This window comes from Pseudovibrio flavus (genome assembly GCF_009711345.1).
GTDB classification, from domain to species: Bacteria; Pseudomonadota; Alphaproteobacteria; order Rhizobiales; family Stappiaceae; genus Pseudovibrio; species Pseudovibrio flavus.
Genome location: NZ_SMMA01000065.1, coordinates 299,541 through 314,419, shown reverse-complemented (window position 1 = coordinate 314,419; position 14,879 = coordinate 299,541). Strand labels below are relative to the sequence as shown.

At 52.8% G+C, this 14,879-nt stretch carries 13 protein-coding genes and 2 tRNA genes; 8 read left to right on the top strand and 7 right to left on the bottom strand.

Features of this window, described 5'->3' with window-relative positions; translation table 11 throughout:
- Positions 1-70 precede the first annotated feature (70 nt).
- The 6 genes from adhP to pcaQ all read right to left on the bottom strand — a co-directional run bounded on the left by adhP (position 71) and on the right by pcaQ (position 7,328).
- Positions 71-1,093, bottom strand: a complete 1,023-nt coding sequence (adhP, locus tag E1162_RS16620) for an alcohol dehydrogenase AdhP (RefSeq protein ID WP_155133513.1) — start codon at positions 1,091-1,093, stop codon at positions 71-73.
- Between the two features lie 857 nt (positions 1,094-1,950).
- Complete coding sequence (gene pobA / locus E1162_RS16615; RefSeq protein WP_155133832.1) at positions 1,951-3,120, bottom strand: 4-hydroxybenzoate 3-monooxygenase; 1,170 nt, start codon at positions 3,118-3,120, stop codon at positions 1,951-1,953.
- A gap of 149 nt (positions 3,121-3,269) precedes the next feature.
- Positions 3,270-4,604, bottom strand: a complete 1,335-nt coding sequence (locus E1162_RS16610; protein WP_155133830.1) for a TRAP transporter large permease — start codon at positions 4,602-4,604, stop codon at positions 3,270-3,272.
- 22 nt (positions 4,605-4,626) lie between these two features.
- Complete coding sequence (locus E1162_RS16605) at positions 4,627-5,136, bottom strand: TRAP transporter small permease (RefSeq protein WP_155133510.1); 510 nt, start codon at positions 5,134-5,136, stop codon at positions 4,627-4,629.
- Position 5,137: 1 nt separating this feature from the next.
- Positions 5,138-6,112, bottom strand: a complete 975-nt coding sequence (locus tag E1162_RS16600; RefSeq protein ID WP_155133828.1) for a TRAP transporter substrate-binding protein — start codon at positions 6,110-6,112, stop codon at positions 5,138-5,140.
- Positions 6,113-6,416: 304 nt separating this feature from the next.
- Entirely contained in the window at positions 6,417-7,328 is a 912-nt protein-coding gene (pcaQ, locus tag E1162_RS16595) for a pca operon transcription factor PcaQ (protein WP_155133507.1), read from the bottom strand.
- Between the two features lie 82 nt (positions 7,329-7,410).
- On the opposite strand from pcaQ, the gene pcaDC reads away from it, so the two are divergent.
- From pcaDC to E1162_RS16555, 8 genes are all read left to right on the top strand, one after another.
- Entirely contained in the window at positions 7,411-8,610 is a 1,200-nt protein-coding gene (gene pcaDC / locus E1162_RS16590; protein WP_155133504.1) for a bifunctional 3-oxoadipate enol-lactonase/4-carboxymuconolactone decarboxylase PcaDC, read from the top strand.
- Positions 8,607-9,347 carry a protocatechuate 3,4-dioxygenase subunit beta gene (pcaH, locus tag E1162_RS16585; RefSeq protein WP_155133500.1) on the top strand — a complete coding sequence of 247 codons (741 nt, stop codon included), beginning with the start codon at positions 8,607-8,609 and terminating at the stop codon, positions 9,345-9,347. The genes pcaDC and pcaH overlap by 4 nt, the downstream gene beginning before the upstream one ends.
- A gap of 1 nt (position 9,348) precedes the next feature.
- Positions 9,349-9,960 (top strand): protocatechuate 3,4-dioxygenase subunit alpha, encoded by a 612-nt coding sequence (gene pcaG, locus E1162_RS16580; protein ID WP_155133496.1) that lies wholly within the window; start codon positions 9,349-9,351, stop codon positions 9,958-9,960.
- Positions 9,961-9,972: 12 nt separating this feature from the next.
- A complete protein-coding gene (locus E1162_RS16575) occupies positions 9,973-10,827 on the top strand; it encodes a CoA transferase subunit A (protein ID WP_155133491.1) in 855 nt (284 codons plus the stop codon).
- Positions 10,824-11,627, top strand: coding sequence for a CoA-transferase subunit beta (locus E1162_RS16570; protein WP_155133488.1), 804 nt, complete (start codon positions 10,824-10,826; stop codon positions 11,625-11,627). Before E1162_RS16575 ends, E1162_RS16570 begins: the two co-directional genes overlap by 4 nt.
- Positions 11,628-12,833, top strand: a complete 1,206-nt coding sequence (gene pcaF, locus E1162_RS16565; protein WP_155133485.1) for a 3-oxoadipyl-CoA thiolase — start codon at positions 11,628-11,630, stop codon at positions 12,831-12,833.
- Between the two features lie 3 nt (positions 12,834-12,836).
- Positions 12,837-13,889, top strand: a complete 1,053-nt coding sequence (locus tag E1162_RS16560; RefSeq protein ID WP_155133481.1) for a 3-carboxy-cis,cis-muconate cycloisomerase — start codon at positions 12,837-12,839, stop codon at positions 13,887-13,889.
- 177 nt (positions 13,890-14,066) lie between these two features.
- A tRNA-Phe gene (locus E1162_RS16555) sits at positions 14,067-14,142 on the top strand.
- Between the two features lie 627 nt (positions 14,143-14,769).
- On the opposite strand, the gene E1162_RS16550 is transcribed toward E1162_RS16555, so the two are convergent.
- Positions 14,770-14,845: transfer RNA gene (locus E1162_RS16550), tRNA-Phe, on the bottom strand.
- Between the last annotated feature and the right edge of the window lie 34 nt (positions 14,846-14,879).

The window sequence follows — 14,879 nt, the reverse complement described above, 5'->3', positions numbered from 1 at the left end:
TTATTTCGCCGGTTATCATTGTTGAGCCGCCGGAGCGGACCTTCCGCCGCTCCAGCAACTATTCTTGCAGCTAGATGTTCATCACGATGCGGCCATCGATCTTTCCGGCCCGCATCCGAGAGAAAATGTCATTTATGTTTTCAAGAGGCTCGGTGGTGTAGTGCACCTTTACGGCGCCTTCGCCTGCAAACTGGAGGCACTCCGCCAAGTCCATCCGAGTACCGACGATGGAACCGCGAATTGTCTTTCGGTTGAGAACCGTGCCGAAGATGTCGAGATCAAAGGTTCCCGGTGGCAGACCGACCAGAGACATAGTTCCACGCTTACCGAGCATTCCCAAGGCCTGACTAAACGCCTTTGGAGAGACTGCAGTAACGAGAATACCATCCGCTCCGCCGCACAGTTTTTGCACTTCTTTGACAGGATCGACTTCCAGCGCGTTGATCGTCGCGTCCGCGCCCATCTCACGAGCAAGCTTCATCTTATCTTCGGAAATATCGACGGCGATGACATGCCGTCCCATCGCTTTCGCATACTGAATAGCGATATGACCAAGCCCGCCAATGCCAGAGATTACAACCGTATCTCCGGGCTTGGTGTCGGTTTCTTTCAGGCCCTTGTAGACGGTAACGCCTGCACACAGGATCGGAGCGGCGGTGTTAAAATCCAGCCCTTTAGGAAGGTGCCCAACGTAGTTTGGATCAGCCAGAACGTATTCAGCAAAGCCGCCATTTACCGAATAACCGGTGTTTTGCTGATGGTCACAAAGTGTTTCCCAGCTTGAGAGACAATACTTGCAGTGACCACATGCAGTGTGAAGCCAAGGCACGCCGACGCGATCCCCCTCTTTCACTGAAGTTACGCCCTTACCGACGCTGACTACATGGCCCACACCTTCGTGCCCAGGAATGAAAGGAGGGTTGGGTTTTACCGGCCAGTCACCATCAGCAGCATGGAGATCGGTATGGCAAACACCGCTTGCTTCGATTTTGACGATTATTTTCCCGGGAGCGATTTCGGGAACGGGGACTTCATCAATAGAGAGGGGTTTGTTGAATTCACGGACAACCGCTGCCTTCATAGTACGCGCCATATCTCTCTCCAGCTTTCGGGAAATGGGCTTGCGGCTGCTTTTGCAGTTAGGTCTCCAAGTTCTGCGCGTATCCGCGCGATGAACCCATCTCCCTTAGGCCGTTACGACCACAGCAACCAAAGCTTTGTTGGAAGAAGCCCTCAAGCAGGCGCTTTAAAGAGCGGCACATAACTCTTATGAGGGCTGCATAACCTACAAAATATTTGAGGTGAAACTCAGCACTCAACAGTTACGATGTGTAAATTCTTCCAACGACACAGATCCCTTATTATTAATTGTGGTTCTGGTATCTGAATTTATTAAGGATACTTCTGCATCCTCAAGAACGCTTCGCGCTCACAAGCTGACTATACGTTAGACAACTATGAGGATCATATAGAAACACGAGCAAGTATCAACACACACAGCTTGGTTTCTATATTCATTCTTCGGTGAAAGTGAATTTTCTCTAAGGCATGGGCGAGATACCATTCTCAACTGCAACTAATTCGTTAGTTAACTGGCTGAATGTGGCTAAAACATCCCAATTTTATTGCCGAGAGTTTGCTTGAAGTGTGGTCGCCCACTCCAATTTCGTTAACCCGTTGATATGCGTATAAAAACACAAGGCCGCTAGGTAGGAAGCAAGGGCGTGAAAGCGTTGCATTTCCAATTATACCCGCATAGCGGACGGCGAGTCGTGCGCTCGTGCCCACCAAAAGAGGCAGGTTCAAGACAGAGCTTTTCGCACCCCCGCAATACACAGAGAACTTGCCGCCCCCTTGTGGCTCCAAACTTTAGGGGCGGATGCGCGTCAGAAGACGGGACCGCTAACGGTTGGCGGCCCCACCTTGTCATCGATGCGATCGTTCTGAGGATCAGAACGGAAGGCCGACGTATTCCGTTGCGATTGCACGTTGGTGCGCTTCGCTTGAAAGCAGCAGCTCATAGTTATTGCGCTGGATTTTTTCTTCAAATGCATCGGTATCTGGGAACACATGCATGAGCTGTGTCATACGCCATGAGAAGTTCTCACTTGCCCAAACACGCTTAAGGGCCGTGTTTGAGTAGTCTTCCAAATACTGAGTTTGATTGGACTTATATGTCTCTATCAAACCGCGAGAGAGATAAAACACATCAGAAAACGCCAGATTCAAGCCCTTTGCCCCTGTTGGCGGCACGATATGGGCCGCGTCTCCGGCCAAGAACAGGCGGCCATACTGCATCGGCTCGGCAACAAAGCTTCTGAGTGGCGCTATGGACTTTTCGATAGAGGGACCGGTTACTACTTGGCTAGCGGCTTCCTCTGGCAAACGAGCCAACAGCTCCTCCCAAAAACGATCATCTGACCAGTCTTCTACACTATCTGAAATCGGACATTGAACGTAATACCGGCTCAGCATTGGGTTGCGTTGGGACGCTAGCGCAAAACCTCTTTCATGATAGGCATATACGAGGTCCGGAAGCGGCGGAACTTCTGCCATAATTCCAAGCCAACCAAACGGATAAACCCGCTCGAATACCTGCAGAATGTCTGAGGGAATAGCTTTCCGGCTAGGCCCGTGGAAACCGTCACAGCCAGCGATGTAATCGCATGCCAATCGGTAGCTGTCGCCGCTCTTCTCGAAAGTGAGATAAGGAGCATCGGAGTTCACATCATGCAGAGCAACGTCTGTTGCCTCGTTGATAATAGCGCCTGCTGCTTTTTCCCGAGCCTCATATAGGTCCTCGGTAATATTGGTTTGGCCATATGCCATCATCGACTGGCCAGTCCACTTCACGGTATCGATGAAGTAGCTTTCCATACCCTGACGAGCTATCCACGAACCGCGTTTAACCTTGCCCTCTCTGTCCATGCGCTCAGACAGGCCGTGGTCGCGAAGCAGTTGGACACTACCTGCCTCAAGCAGACCAGCACGAATACGGGAGAGAACATAGTCTTTGCTCTGCCGCTCCACGACTATGCAGTCGATGCCGTTCTCGCTCAGAATATGCGAGAGCATCATTCCGGCAGGACCGCCACCAACGATTGCGACCTGCGTTTTCATGGTTTTCACGGCCATGCTAATCCTTCCCGACATGTTGAGAGATCGGTATCAAGCAATACTCTCCCCTCACCTCAACTGCCCTTTTGAGATGTTTTGTGGCAGACAAAAACGCCTGCGCCTATAAATGGTTTTGGTGCTGCCCGTCCCGTTTACAGGACGCTTGGCAGCCAAAGCGTGAGTATCGGGAACGAGAGCAAAATGCCCACGCGCACAATCTCAGCTGCGAAAAACGGAGCTACGCCTTTGAAGGTTTCGCTCATCGGCGTATCCTCAGAAAGCGCCGAAATAACAAATACGTTCATACCGACAGGCGGCGTAATCAGCCCTAGCTCAACGACAATCAGCGCTAGAATTCCGAACCAGATTTTCAGGTCCTCGGTGCTCATGCCAAAGCCTGCGCCATCGGCCATCTGGTAAAGACCGCCGTTCAGCTCCATCAAAACAGGCCAGAAAAACGGGATAGCAAGCAGCATCATCGACATACTATCCATCAGGCAGCCCAAGAAGATAAGCGCCACAAGGATGAGAATGAGGACAGTCATCGGCTCAAGACCTGAGGATGCTATCCAAGCAGCCGTTTCCTGAGGCAAACCAATACGGGACATGAAGATCTTGAGGAGTTCTGCGCCTAGCAAGATCATAAAGATCATGCCGGATGTGCTGGCTGTTTCCTTGAGCGCCTCAACCATATCGCCAAGGCCAAGATTACGCTGAATAAGCCCAAACACACCAACTGCAAAAACGCCAACAGCAGCGGCGGGCGTTGGATTGTAAAGCCCGAAGTAGATACCGCCGATAACAAGTCCGAAAACAGTGACAACAGGCACAACACCCAAGGTCGCCGCCATAAACTCTTCCCGCGATCCCGCGCCGCCCTTTGGTCCAGCCTTTGGGTTAATCAGCACGTAGAGCGCGATGGTCAGCATGAAGAGAATGACTGCGAGAATGCCGGGAATGAACGCAGCTACAAACATCGTCACGATGTTCGCTTCAACGATAATCGCGTAGATGATGAGTACAACGGACGGCGGAATGAGAATGCCGAGAACACCACCTGCGGCAAGGGTACCCGTCGCCAAAGCGCCGGAGTAATTGTAGCGCTTAAGCTCTGGCAGCGCGACGCGCCCCATCGTGGAGGCTGTTGCCAGTGAGGATCCGCAGACCGCGCCAAAGCCTGCACAGGATGCAATTGCCGCCATTGCGGTGCCGCCGCGCATCCAACCAAGCCAAGCATTTGCAGCTCTAAAGAGCGCTTTACTCAGGCCCGTTTTGGCAGCCATCGCCCCCATAAGAATGAAAAGTGGAATGACCGAAAGGTCATAGATAGAAAACTGGCCGTAAGCGAGTGTCTTCAGCTGGTTGAGCAGCAGAGCGGGACCATTTACCAGCGCAATTCCGACACCGCCAACAAGGATCATGGCGTACGCAATTGGCATTCTTATTGTTATCAGGAATACGAGAACAGCAAGGCTGCCCACGCCCATTGCAACTGTTTCAGCCACAGCATCACCCCTCGATTACATGCTGACTGTTTTCTTTAAGGGTTATCAGGCTGGCAAGCGCTAAGAGAGCCAGCGAAAAAAGAACAGGAAGATAGGAGAACCAGATCGGCATCTGCAGGATCGTCGTGGTGTACTCGTATTCGCGTTGGTCGCTCATACCATTGTACATCCGCCAGAGCAGAAGCAGCGCAAAACCGAATGCGATCAGCGATGCCAGAAGTGCAAGGAACGCCTGCGTGCGCGGTCTAACCTTACTGGTAAAGATATCGGCTGTGACGTTGCTGTCCGTTATCTGGCAAAATGGCAGAAACGAGAAAATAGCCACAACCACACCCATTTGGGTCAGCTCGATATCGCCGGGAAACGGCGCACCGAGCATATTGCCAATGACGGAGTAGATGTTCACGCCAACGACGCCGAGCAGCACCAAGCCGCCAAGAAGCGCCCAACTCACAATGATCTTTTCGGCGGCACCGGCAAAGCCGGTGCGCCCCAGTTTTTGAAATGCAGCCATATTAGTTGCTGTGTTTTTCTACCAGCATACGCGCCTTTTCTACGAGCGCCTGACCGTCGATGCCTTTTTCTGCAACCTCTTCAACCCAGCGGTTCACAACTGGCTCAAGAGCCTCATTAAAGGCATTGGTTTCTTCTTCACTTAAAGTGATATGCGTGTTGCCAGCTTTGGTCGCAAAGTTGATGCCGAAGTCATCTGTGCCACGCCAGATGTCGCCAACCTTGCCCCACCACTCAGGACCGCTTGCATCGCGGAAGGCTTTCTGAACATCTTCCGGCAGGCTCTCCCAACGGTCCTTATTCATAGAAACCTGAAAGACTGCTGTACCAAAGCGTGCTTTGCCTGCACCCTCGATCTGATACTGGGTCTGCTCCTGAATTTTCAGCGGTGGAATGATTTCCCACGGAATGAACGCACCATCAATCACGCCCTTCTGAAGCGCGGTTGGCAGTTCAGGCACAGGCATTGCAGCAGGTGCTGCGCCAAGCGCCTCAATCACCCATGCGCCTGTACGGGTTGGGGTGCGCAGGCGAAGGCCTTTCATGTCGTCAGGTGTGCGCACTTCCTTATCAGTGGTGTGCAGGCCCTGACCAGCGTGGGTGTGGAGGAACATGACTTCCACGCCCTTGTATTCGCTGCGCAGGTCATCCTCGAACATATCGTAGAGCGCCAAGTTAGCAGCTTTTGGATCGTTGCGATAAACGTTTGGCAGTTCCATCACCTCGGTGCGAGGAAACAGGCCCGCGGTATAGCCGTTAACGGTCCAGATTAGATCTACAACGCCATCACGCACCTGACCGATAAGCTCTGGCGGACGACCACCGAGTGTCATGGATGGAAAGATCTCGATTTTTACAGAGCCGCCAGAGTTTTCTTCAACGGCCTTCGCCCACGGCACGAGCATCTGCGTGTGTGCTGGCGCTTTAGGGCTTAGAAAGTGGTGAAGCTTGAAGGTGTGCTCTGCTGCACCTGCCATAGAAACTGAAGAGAGCAGAAGCGTCGCGCTTGCTGCCAAATGATGTAGACGGGTTGCCAAAGTTAAATCCTCCCCAAAAGTAATTTGCCCTTCAAACAAGAAAGAAAATCGAATGAATTTTGGCTAAAGAGCCTCGTCTTGTTGTTTTTTGCAGCTCAGCCGATAAATTTCCCGATTGAACAATGGCACAGAAGATCACCAAGGAATAATTATAGTTTCGTAGTATTCCATACCGATTTTGGTATTCATTTTCACCGCAAAGCGCCGGAACGATATGACTTTGCTATTTGTTCGGATTTTTTGATTACCTACAAATTCCGAAGAAAATCTCCGCAAATAGCTGAGCAGCCGGCTCCAACTGTCCCTCTGCCTTTACGCTAAGACCAACAGACCCAAGGGTTGTTGCGGTTTCAACGGGCAACTCGATCATTAAGCCACTTGCAATTTCACTGGCGATCACGCCGCGCGAGATGACCCAGATCGCATCGTAGTCATTTGCAAAGGCACGGCCGAATGAATCGGATACCGTTTCAATGATCGACTCTGGCTCTGGTACGCCCTGCTCGATGAAGAGACGGTCCACATAAGGCCGGATGATAGACCCTGCAGATGGAAGCAGCATGGGATAGGCCGTAAGGTCCTGAATGGACACTTGCTTCGTCTTGGCTAGAGGATGAGAGGCACTTACTGCGAAGACAACGCGCTCCCTGTAAGCGGGTTCAAACGTAAGCCCCTGCATTTTTTCTGGCGCGGGTAGACGGCCCACTACGATATCAAGGTCACCGTTACGAAGTTGATTGAGAAGCACCTCGTTCTCACCGGTGACGATGTGCAGCCGGTTCCTCATACCCGCATCCAGATAGGCTTTAACGGCTTGAGGCATTACAGAGGCCGCAACCGTTGGCAGCGCGCCAATACGCACCTTTGGCCCTTGCGAATGTGAGAGCTGGGTAAGCGCCTTGACACCGTTTCTTGCAGAAGCAAGAGATTGCCCCGCGTGACGCAAAAAGACCTCACCAAACTGGGAAAGCTTGATGCCTCTGCCCTGCTTCTCCAGCAAGGGCTTGCCGCAGATTTCTTCCAGCTCCTTCAGTGTGCGGGTTACCGCAGGTTGGGTAAGGTTGAGCGCTTTCGCAGCTCTACTAACGCTGTTTTGTCTAGCAACTTCAACGAATGCTTCGAGGTGACGGAGTTTCAATCTGCGTAAATGATTCATGTTCAAATCGATATGTTTACCTACGAAAATAACATTATTCATAGGTGACTTGTCATGCAATCTTCACTTTAGGAGGACGTGCATGTTGTTCGAGAGCATAAATTCGCTTGCCGTGCATTATCGGTACCGAAAAGCATCACGGGGGGCGAAAACCCTTGTGCTTATTAATTCCCTTGGGACGGATTTTCGTATTTGGGACCAGTTTATTGAGTTCCTGCCAAGCCATATTGGCGTGCTTTGCTACGACAAACGCGGGCATGGCCTTTCCGATATCGGCGATGAAAAGTACGACATTGGCCAGCTCGGCGATGACCTGATCGGGCTTATGGATGCTCTGGAATTGAGCGATGCTGTGGTTTGCGGCTTATCCGTGGGCGGAATAATTGCTCTAGATGTCTGTACAAAGCGACCTGAGCTTTTTAGCGGTCTTGTTATTATGGACAGTGCTCCGAAAATCGGCGATGCAGGGCTTTGGCAAGCACGCATTGACCGCGTTCGGGAAACCGGAATGGTTTCCATTGCAAGTGCGACGATGGAGCGCTGGTTCTCTCAATCTTTCAGAGATGAACAACCCGCGGCCCTTTCTGCATTTCGCAACATGCTGGTGCGCACCAATGCGACAGGTTACATCCGCACCTGCGAGGCTATTCGTGACGGCGACTACACCCAAATGGCCTCCACGATTGCGGTACCAACACTTTGCTTGGTGGGAAGCGAGGACGGCGCGACCACTCCGCAAGTGGTTCGTCAAGCTGCCGAGATCATTCCAAACGCCGAGTATCATGAAATAGCTGGAGCAGGACATTTGCCGTGCGTTGAAGCCCCTGAGGCTTCCGCCGCTCTCATTACACGCTTCATATCGGCGATTTCTATCGTTGGCGAAGCAGCGAGTAACGTGGACCGCTACGAGCAAGGCATGAGCACACGGCGCGAGGTTTTGGGAAATCCTCACGTTGACCGAGCCAGCCGCAACTCAACGCCCTTTGATGAACCATTCCAGCAACTCATAACAGAAGCTGCTTGGGGCCACGTATGGTCTAGGCAGCAATGGACGTTGAGGGAACGCTCCATTGTGACAATTGCGCTTCTGGCTGCGTTGGGGCACGAAGAAGAAGTTGCAATGCACGTACGCGCTACTACGAATACTGGTGCGACTTTGGAGGACCTTTGCGAAGCGATGCTGCACGTCGCCATCTACGCCGGTGTGCCAGCGGCCAATAGCGCAATCAAAGTCGTCAAAAAAACAGTCGCCGAGAACGGCGAGAGGGAGGGGAAAGCATGACGTCGAACAAGGTAGAGCAAGGCGCTTTTTACCCGAGAGACCATGAGTGGCAGCCAAAGGCCTATACACCATGGTACCGCACGAGCATTTTGCGTTCACCGCAAAAGCCTCTCCTTCGACTGGACAGCACCATCTCTGAGATTACAGGTCCTGTTTTCGGTCATAACATTCTTGGTCAGCTCGATGATGACCTGACATTGAACTATGCCAAGAACGGTGAAAGCGCTTTGGGTGAGCGTATCGTAGTACACGGCAGAGTACTGGACGAGCGCGGCAAAGGCGTATCCAATGCGTTGATCGAAGTTTGGCAGGCGAACGCTGGCGGTCGTTACCGTCACAAGAAAGACGCTTATCTCGCTCCGCTTGACCCCAACTTTGGCGGCTGCGGGCGCACCATCACCGATGTAGATGGCTACTATGCATTCCGCACCATCAAGCCGGGTCCGTACCCATGGCCAAACGGTGTGAACGACTGGCGCCCTGCTCACATCCACTTTTCTTTGTTCGGCGCTGGCTTTGCGCAGCGTTTGATCACTCAGATGTACTTTGAGGGTGACCCGCACATCGGCCTTTGCCCGATCGTCAATACCATCAAGGATGACGCTGCGATTGACCAGCTCACCGCCAAGCTGGACATGAACAACACAATTCCTATGGATGCCCGCGCGTACCGCTTTGACATTGTGCTGCGCGGTCGTCGCTCAACCAAATTCGACAACCGTCTGGAGGGCAACTGATATGCATGAACTTGATCCTCTAAAGGAAAGCCCATCTCAGACTGCCGGCCCGTACGTTCACATCGGCTGCATGCCAAACTCCATCGGCAACCACGGTATCTTTGAAGAAGATCTGGGTGCAAGAATGGTGAACGAGGATACCAAGGGCGAGCGCATTACTGTTCGTGGCCGCATATACGATGGAACCGGCACTGCCCTGAAAGACGCCATGATCGAGATTTGGCAGGCAGACAGCAACGGCTTGTTCAATAGCCCTTCCGATACACGCGGCGAAGCTGATCCGAACTTTGCCGGTTGGGGCCGCCAGCCGGTCGAACCGGAAACGGGTGAGTTTGTTTTCGAGACAATCAAACCGGCTTCAGTTCCTGCTCCGCGTGGCCGCACACAAGCACCGCATATCAGCTTCTGGATCGTGGCGCGTGGTATTAACGTTGGCCTGAACACCCGCATGTACTTTCCTGAGGAAGAAGCTGCAAACGCCGCTGATCCGGTTCTTGGAAGCATCGAGCATCGCTCCCGCGTTGCGACGCTGATCGCCAACCGTGAAGGCTCTACCTACACCTTTGATATTCATATTCAGGGTGAAAACGAAACGGTCTTTCTGGATATCTGAGTTTAGCGGAACATGGCAAAATTTTTGGAACTTAAGGACGCCGTTTCGAGCATCATCTCATCCGGCGATAGCGTTGCCTTTGAAGGCTTTACCCACTTGATCCCTCATGCGGTTGCGCATGAGGTGATCCGTCAAGGCATTGATGAGCTTACGGTCATTCGTATGACACCGGACCTCATCTACGACCAGTTGGTCGGGATGGGCCTCGTGAAGAAAATGATCTTCTCTTATGCAGGAAATCCGGGTGTTGGGCTTCTACGCCGCGTACGTGATGCCGTTGAGAATAGCTGGCCTCGCTCTATCGAGCTTGAAGAGCATTCCCACGCTGCAATGGCAAACGCCTATGAGGCAGGCGCTGCTGGCCTGCCACTGGCCGTTATGCGCGGATACATGGGCGCGGGCCTTAAAGATGTGAACCCGAACATCAAGTCCATCACCTGTCCGTTTTCCGGTGAAGAACTAGCCGCAGTACCAGCGCTGAGACCCGATGTGGCGGTCATTCATGCCCTCAAGGCTGACCGCAAAGGCAATGTCCTCATCGAAGGCATTGTTGGCGTTCAAAAAGAAGCGGTACTTGCTGCAAAGCGCTCCATCGTGACGGTTGAAGAGATCGTTGATGATCTGGAAGCGCATCCGAACGCCTGTGTCCTGCCGCACTGGACCGTAACAGCGATCTGCGTTGTTAAGGGCGGAGCGCACCCCTCCTACGCTCAAGGCTATTATGGCCGCGACAACAACTACTACATTGCTTGGGACAAGGTGGCAGCTGACCGAGACCGTTTCCAGTCGTGGATGCAGGAAAACGTCGTGGCAGCGTCTACAAACGTCTTTAGCGAACGTGTCGAGGGGTTGGAGGTAAACCAATGAGCACTCTTGATTTTACCCCCGATGAGATGATGACCATCGCAGCTTCCCGTGCTTTGGGAAATGACGACGTTTGTTTTGTCGGCATTGGAGCCCCATCTGCTGCGTGTAACGTTGCACGGCTAACCCATGCTCCTGACATCACCCTGATTTATGAAAGCGGCACCATCGGCACCGCTCCGGAAGCGCTTCCTCTTTCCATTGGCGATGGTGAGCTTTGCGATACCGCGCTCACCACTGTTTCAGTGCCGGAAATGTTCCGTTACTGGCTGCAGGGCGGGCGCATTTCCATCGGTTTTCTTGGTGCAGCACAGCTTGACCGCTTCGCCAACATCAACACCACTGTGATTGGAGATTACGACGCGCCTAAAACGCGCCTTCCGGGTGGTGGCGGGGCGCCTGAAATCGCCTCATCCTCCCAAGAAGTCTACATCACGATGAAGCAGTCGAAGCGCGGCTTCGTGGACAAGATCGACTTCTTCACCTCCTTCGGGCACGGTGAAGGCGGAGATCATCGTCAACGCATTGGTATCAAAACCAAAGGCCCGACGCTTCTAATCACCGACCTAGCGATTTGGAAGCCGGATCCAGAAACCAAAGAGCTCACCGTTGTTTCTCTTCATCCGGGCGTAACGAAGGATGATATTCAGGCAACCGTTGGCTGGACGGTAAAGTTTGCTGATAAGCTGGAAGAAACCCCTGCCCCAACTGCTGATGAACTCAAAGTGCTGCGTGACTTGAAAGAACGCACCAGAATCGCACATGAAGGGCGCAAAGTTGAACGCAAAGGGGAGGTTGCGTAAATGTCTGAGGCATATATCTGCGACTATATTCGCACACCAATTGGCCGCTACGCTGGAGCGCTTGCAAGCGTGCGCACAGACGACCTTGGTGCATTGCCTATCAAAGCCTTGATGGAGCGCAACGCCAGTGTTGATTGGGCGGCGGTTGATGACGTCATCTACGGCTGCGCCAATCAGGCAGGTGAAGACAACCGAAACGTTGCTCGCATGGCGGCACTCCTTGCAGGTCTACCAACGGTTGTACCGGGCACCACAATGAACCGTCTTTGCGGCTCTGGTATGGATGCGGTTATCGCGGCAGCTCGTGCGATCAAAGCAGGTGAAGCGGACTTGATGATCGCTGGCGGCGTTGAATCCATGACCCGCGCGCCCTTCGTCATGCCAAAGGCAACTAGCGCTTTTTCTCGCGCCAATGAAGTGTTCGACACCACAATCGGCTGGCGCTTCATTAACCCGAAGATGAAAGCTGCCTTCGGCGTGGATAGCATGCCGGAGACCGGTGAAAACGTTGCTGAAGAGTTTGGCGTTTCCCGTGAAGACCAAGATGCTTTCGCCGCGAACTCACAGGCCAAAGCTGCTATTGCGCAGGAAAGCGGTCGCTTTGCCAAAGAGATCGTCGAAGTGACCATTCCTCAGCGCAAGGGTGATCCGGTAGTAGTAGCGACTGACGAGCACCCACGGGCGGGCACGACCGCTGAAAAGCTGTCGAAGTTGCCAACTCCATTTCGTGCAAACGGAAGTGTGACTGCAGGTAACGCGTCTGGTGTCAACGACGGCTCGGCAGCGCTTTTGATTGCCTCAGCGGAAGCGGTCAAGAAGTATGGCCTAACGCCCCTAGCCCGCGTTGTTGGCGGTGCTACTGCAGGTGTTGAGCCGCGCATCATGGGCATTGGCCCTGCTCCTGCAGCCAAGAAGCTGTGCGCACGTCTTAGCCTTAAAGCAACCGACTTTGATGTCATTGAGCTGAACGAAGCCTTTGCAAGTCAGGGTATCGCTGTCTTACGTGAACTCGGTATTGATGAAGCCGCAGAGCATGTTAACCCCAACGGCGGTGCAATCGCTCTTGGGCACCCGCTTGGCATGTCTGGCGCCCGCATTACCGGTACTGCTGCACTTGAGCTTTCCTTGACTGGTAAGCGCAGAGCTCTAGCAACGATGTGCATTGGTGTTGGCCAAGGTATCGCCATCGCTCTGGAAAGGGACTGATCTATGCCAATGATCGGCCCCAACGCACTGTTCAGCAATCTTCTAGATGACAAGGAGGTTGCGGACGCTTTCGGTGAAGCCGCAACTTTAAAGCACTACATAGCCTTTGAAGTTGCGTTGGCCTACGCCTTGGAAAAGGCAGGCTTAGCTGAAACCGGTGCAGGCTTGGCGGTCGATCAACTGGCAGGTACCTTTCAGCCAGATGTTGCTGTGATTGCGCAAAAGACATCGGAAGATGGCGTAACGATCCCCGAGTTCGTCCGTCAGTTCCGCGCTCATGTTGGGGAGACGTACGCCAAAGCAATCCACACTGGCGCAACCAGTCAGGATGTGATGGACACGGCAACCGTTCTCAGCCTCAAGGAAACAGCAGGTATTCTAAGCGGGCGAATAGACCAACTGAATGCTGCTTTACGCTCGCTTTGCGAGCAAGCGTCCGGTGTAGAGATTATGGGCCGAACGCGTATGCAAGCGGCGCTGCCCATTCCCCTAACAGCACGCATTGATGTATGGCAGCGATCTATCGCTGCAATTACCCAAACACTTGATGAAGTGACCACGTCACTACCAGTGCAACTGGGCGGAGCTGTAGGCACACGCCATGCGTTTGGTGATAAAGGACAAGAGATCACTGACGAGATAGCGGGCCGACTTGGATTGGTTAGCTCGTCCTCCTGCTGGCACGCTCAGCGGGATATCCTTGTTCGTTATGCTGACGTGCTTTCTAGGCTTACAGGAAGCCTTGCCAAGCTGGGGCAGGATGTTGCCTTGATGGTTCAGCAAGGCGTTGATGAACTCACCATCCGTAGCGGAGGCAGTTCCTCTGCAATGCCTCACAAGCGCAATCCGGTGAAAGCGGAAGTTCTGGTTTCGTTGGGGCGCTATAATGCGATCCATCTATCTGGAATGCATCAAGCCGTAATCCATGAGCAAGAGCGCTCAGGGGCAGCGTGGACACTAGAATGGATGATCCTTCCATCCATGTGTATGGCGGCAGGAAAAGCCCTTTCCCTTTCTGTAGAGCTTGTTAAGAGCCTTGACGTACCCAAGACCTAGGCTTTTGGAGCTTCGGATTCTGCCTGTGTTTTCAAAAATTAACAGGGCTGGTGAAAACTCAGTAGAATTTTGAAAATTCTTTCAAAAGGTTCTAGACAAGGGGCCGAGCAGTTTCTATAAGACGCTCACCTCACGGGGCAACAGGCCCCGACGAAGCGAAGCGCTTCGATGAAGTAGGCCCGGATAGCTCAGTTGGTAGAGCAGCGGATTGAAAATCCGCGTGTCGGCGGTTCAAATCCGTCTCCGGGCACCACTTTCCTTACAAATTTCATTCAGCAAGAAATTCAACCGTCTGCGCAAGCCGCTGTGTCCGCTTTTTTTGAGCGTAGAGAGCTCTAATAGAGCAATGGACCGCGTTGGCCCTGAAGCGCGCCCTACCCCACAAACAATGCTCCCACAGCCCTCGGAAGAGCTACAATCACCGCAGGCTATATACGCGCTTTGGACAGAGCGACCCAGAATATGCAAAGAGCACCACCTGAGATCGTAGGGAAAAGTGTTTATTGAAGACACCACCGCCAATGGCGATGGTGCAAGTCCAGCATAAAGCTGCATTAAAGTGGGTTTGGTTATTTCCCTTTGCCTCCTGGAGGGTTATTTCCCCGTCCGCCACCAGAGGGATTGCCCGTCGTGCTCGGACCATTATGTGGGCGCGGATTACTTTTTCCCATTCGAATACTCCTTTCTTGGGTTACGAGTAAGTAATTATACTTATCTTATGGCCAGAGTTTGATGGAGATTTGTTGCAATTCAGGATTGGTATTGGCGAAAAAATGGCAACCAGTAATGCACTGGAAACAAGCGCAACCAACAACGAAACACGAAGCGATCACTCACTCGTTCGAGCTTTATGTTCTATAATTTACATGGAAAAAAAGAGTGGTGCCCGGAGACGGATTTGAACCGCCGACACGCGGATTTTCAATCCGCTGCTCTACCAACTGAGCTATCCGGGCCCGCTTTACCGAAGCGCTTTGCTTCGTCGGAGCT

Coding starts and splice junctions, on each gene's coding strand:
- adhP (WP_155133513.1), bottom strand. CDS start 1,093: ATGGCGCGTACTATGAAGGCAGCGGTTGTCCGTGAATTCAACAAACCC.
- pobA (WP_155133832.1), bottom strand. CDS start 3,120: ATGAAAACGCAGGTCGCAATCGTTGGTGGCGGTCCTGCCGGAATGATG.
- E1162_RS16610 (WP_155133830.1), bottom strand. CDS start 4,604: ATGGGCGTGGGCAGCCTTGCTGTTCTCGTATTCCTGATAACAATAAGA.
- E1162_RS16605 (WP_155133510.1), bottom strand. CDS start 5,136: ATGGCTGCATTTCAAAAACTGGGGCGCACCGGCTTTGCCGGTGCCGCC.
- E1162_RS16600 (WP_155133828.1), bottom strand. CDS start 6,112: ATGGCAGGTGCAGCAGAGCACACCTTCAAGCTTCACCACTTTCTAAGC.
- pcaQ (WP_155133507.1), bottom strand. CDS start 7,328: ATGAATCATTTACGCAGATTGAAACTCCGTCACCTCGAAGCATTCGTT.
- pcaDC (WP_155133504.1), top strand. CDS start 7,411: ATGTTGTTCGAGAGCATAAATTCGCTTGCCGTGCATTATCGGTACCGA.
- pcaH (WP_155133500.1), top strand. CDS start 8,607: ATGACGTCGAACAAGGTAGAGCAAGGCGCTTTTTACCCGAGAGACCAT.
- pcaG (WP_155133496.1), top strand. CDS start 9,349: ATGCATGAACTTGATCCTCTAAAGGAAAGCCCATCTCAGACTGCCGGC.
- E1162_RS16575 (WP_155133491.1), top strand. CDS start 9,973: ATGGCAAAATTTTTGGAACTTAAGGACGCCGTTTCGAGCATCATCTCA.
- E1162_RS16570 (WP_155133488.1), top strand. CDS start 10,824: ATGAGCACTCTTGATTTTACCCCCGATGAGATGATGACCATCGCAGCT.
- pcaF (WP_155133485.1), top strand. CDS start 11,628: ATGTCTGAGGCATATATCTGCGACTATATTCGCACACCAATTGGCCGC.
- E1162_RS16560 (WP_155133481.1), top strand. CDS start 12,837: ATGCCAATGATCGGCCCCAACGCACTGTTCAGCAATCTTCTAGATGAC.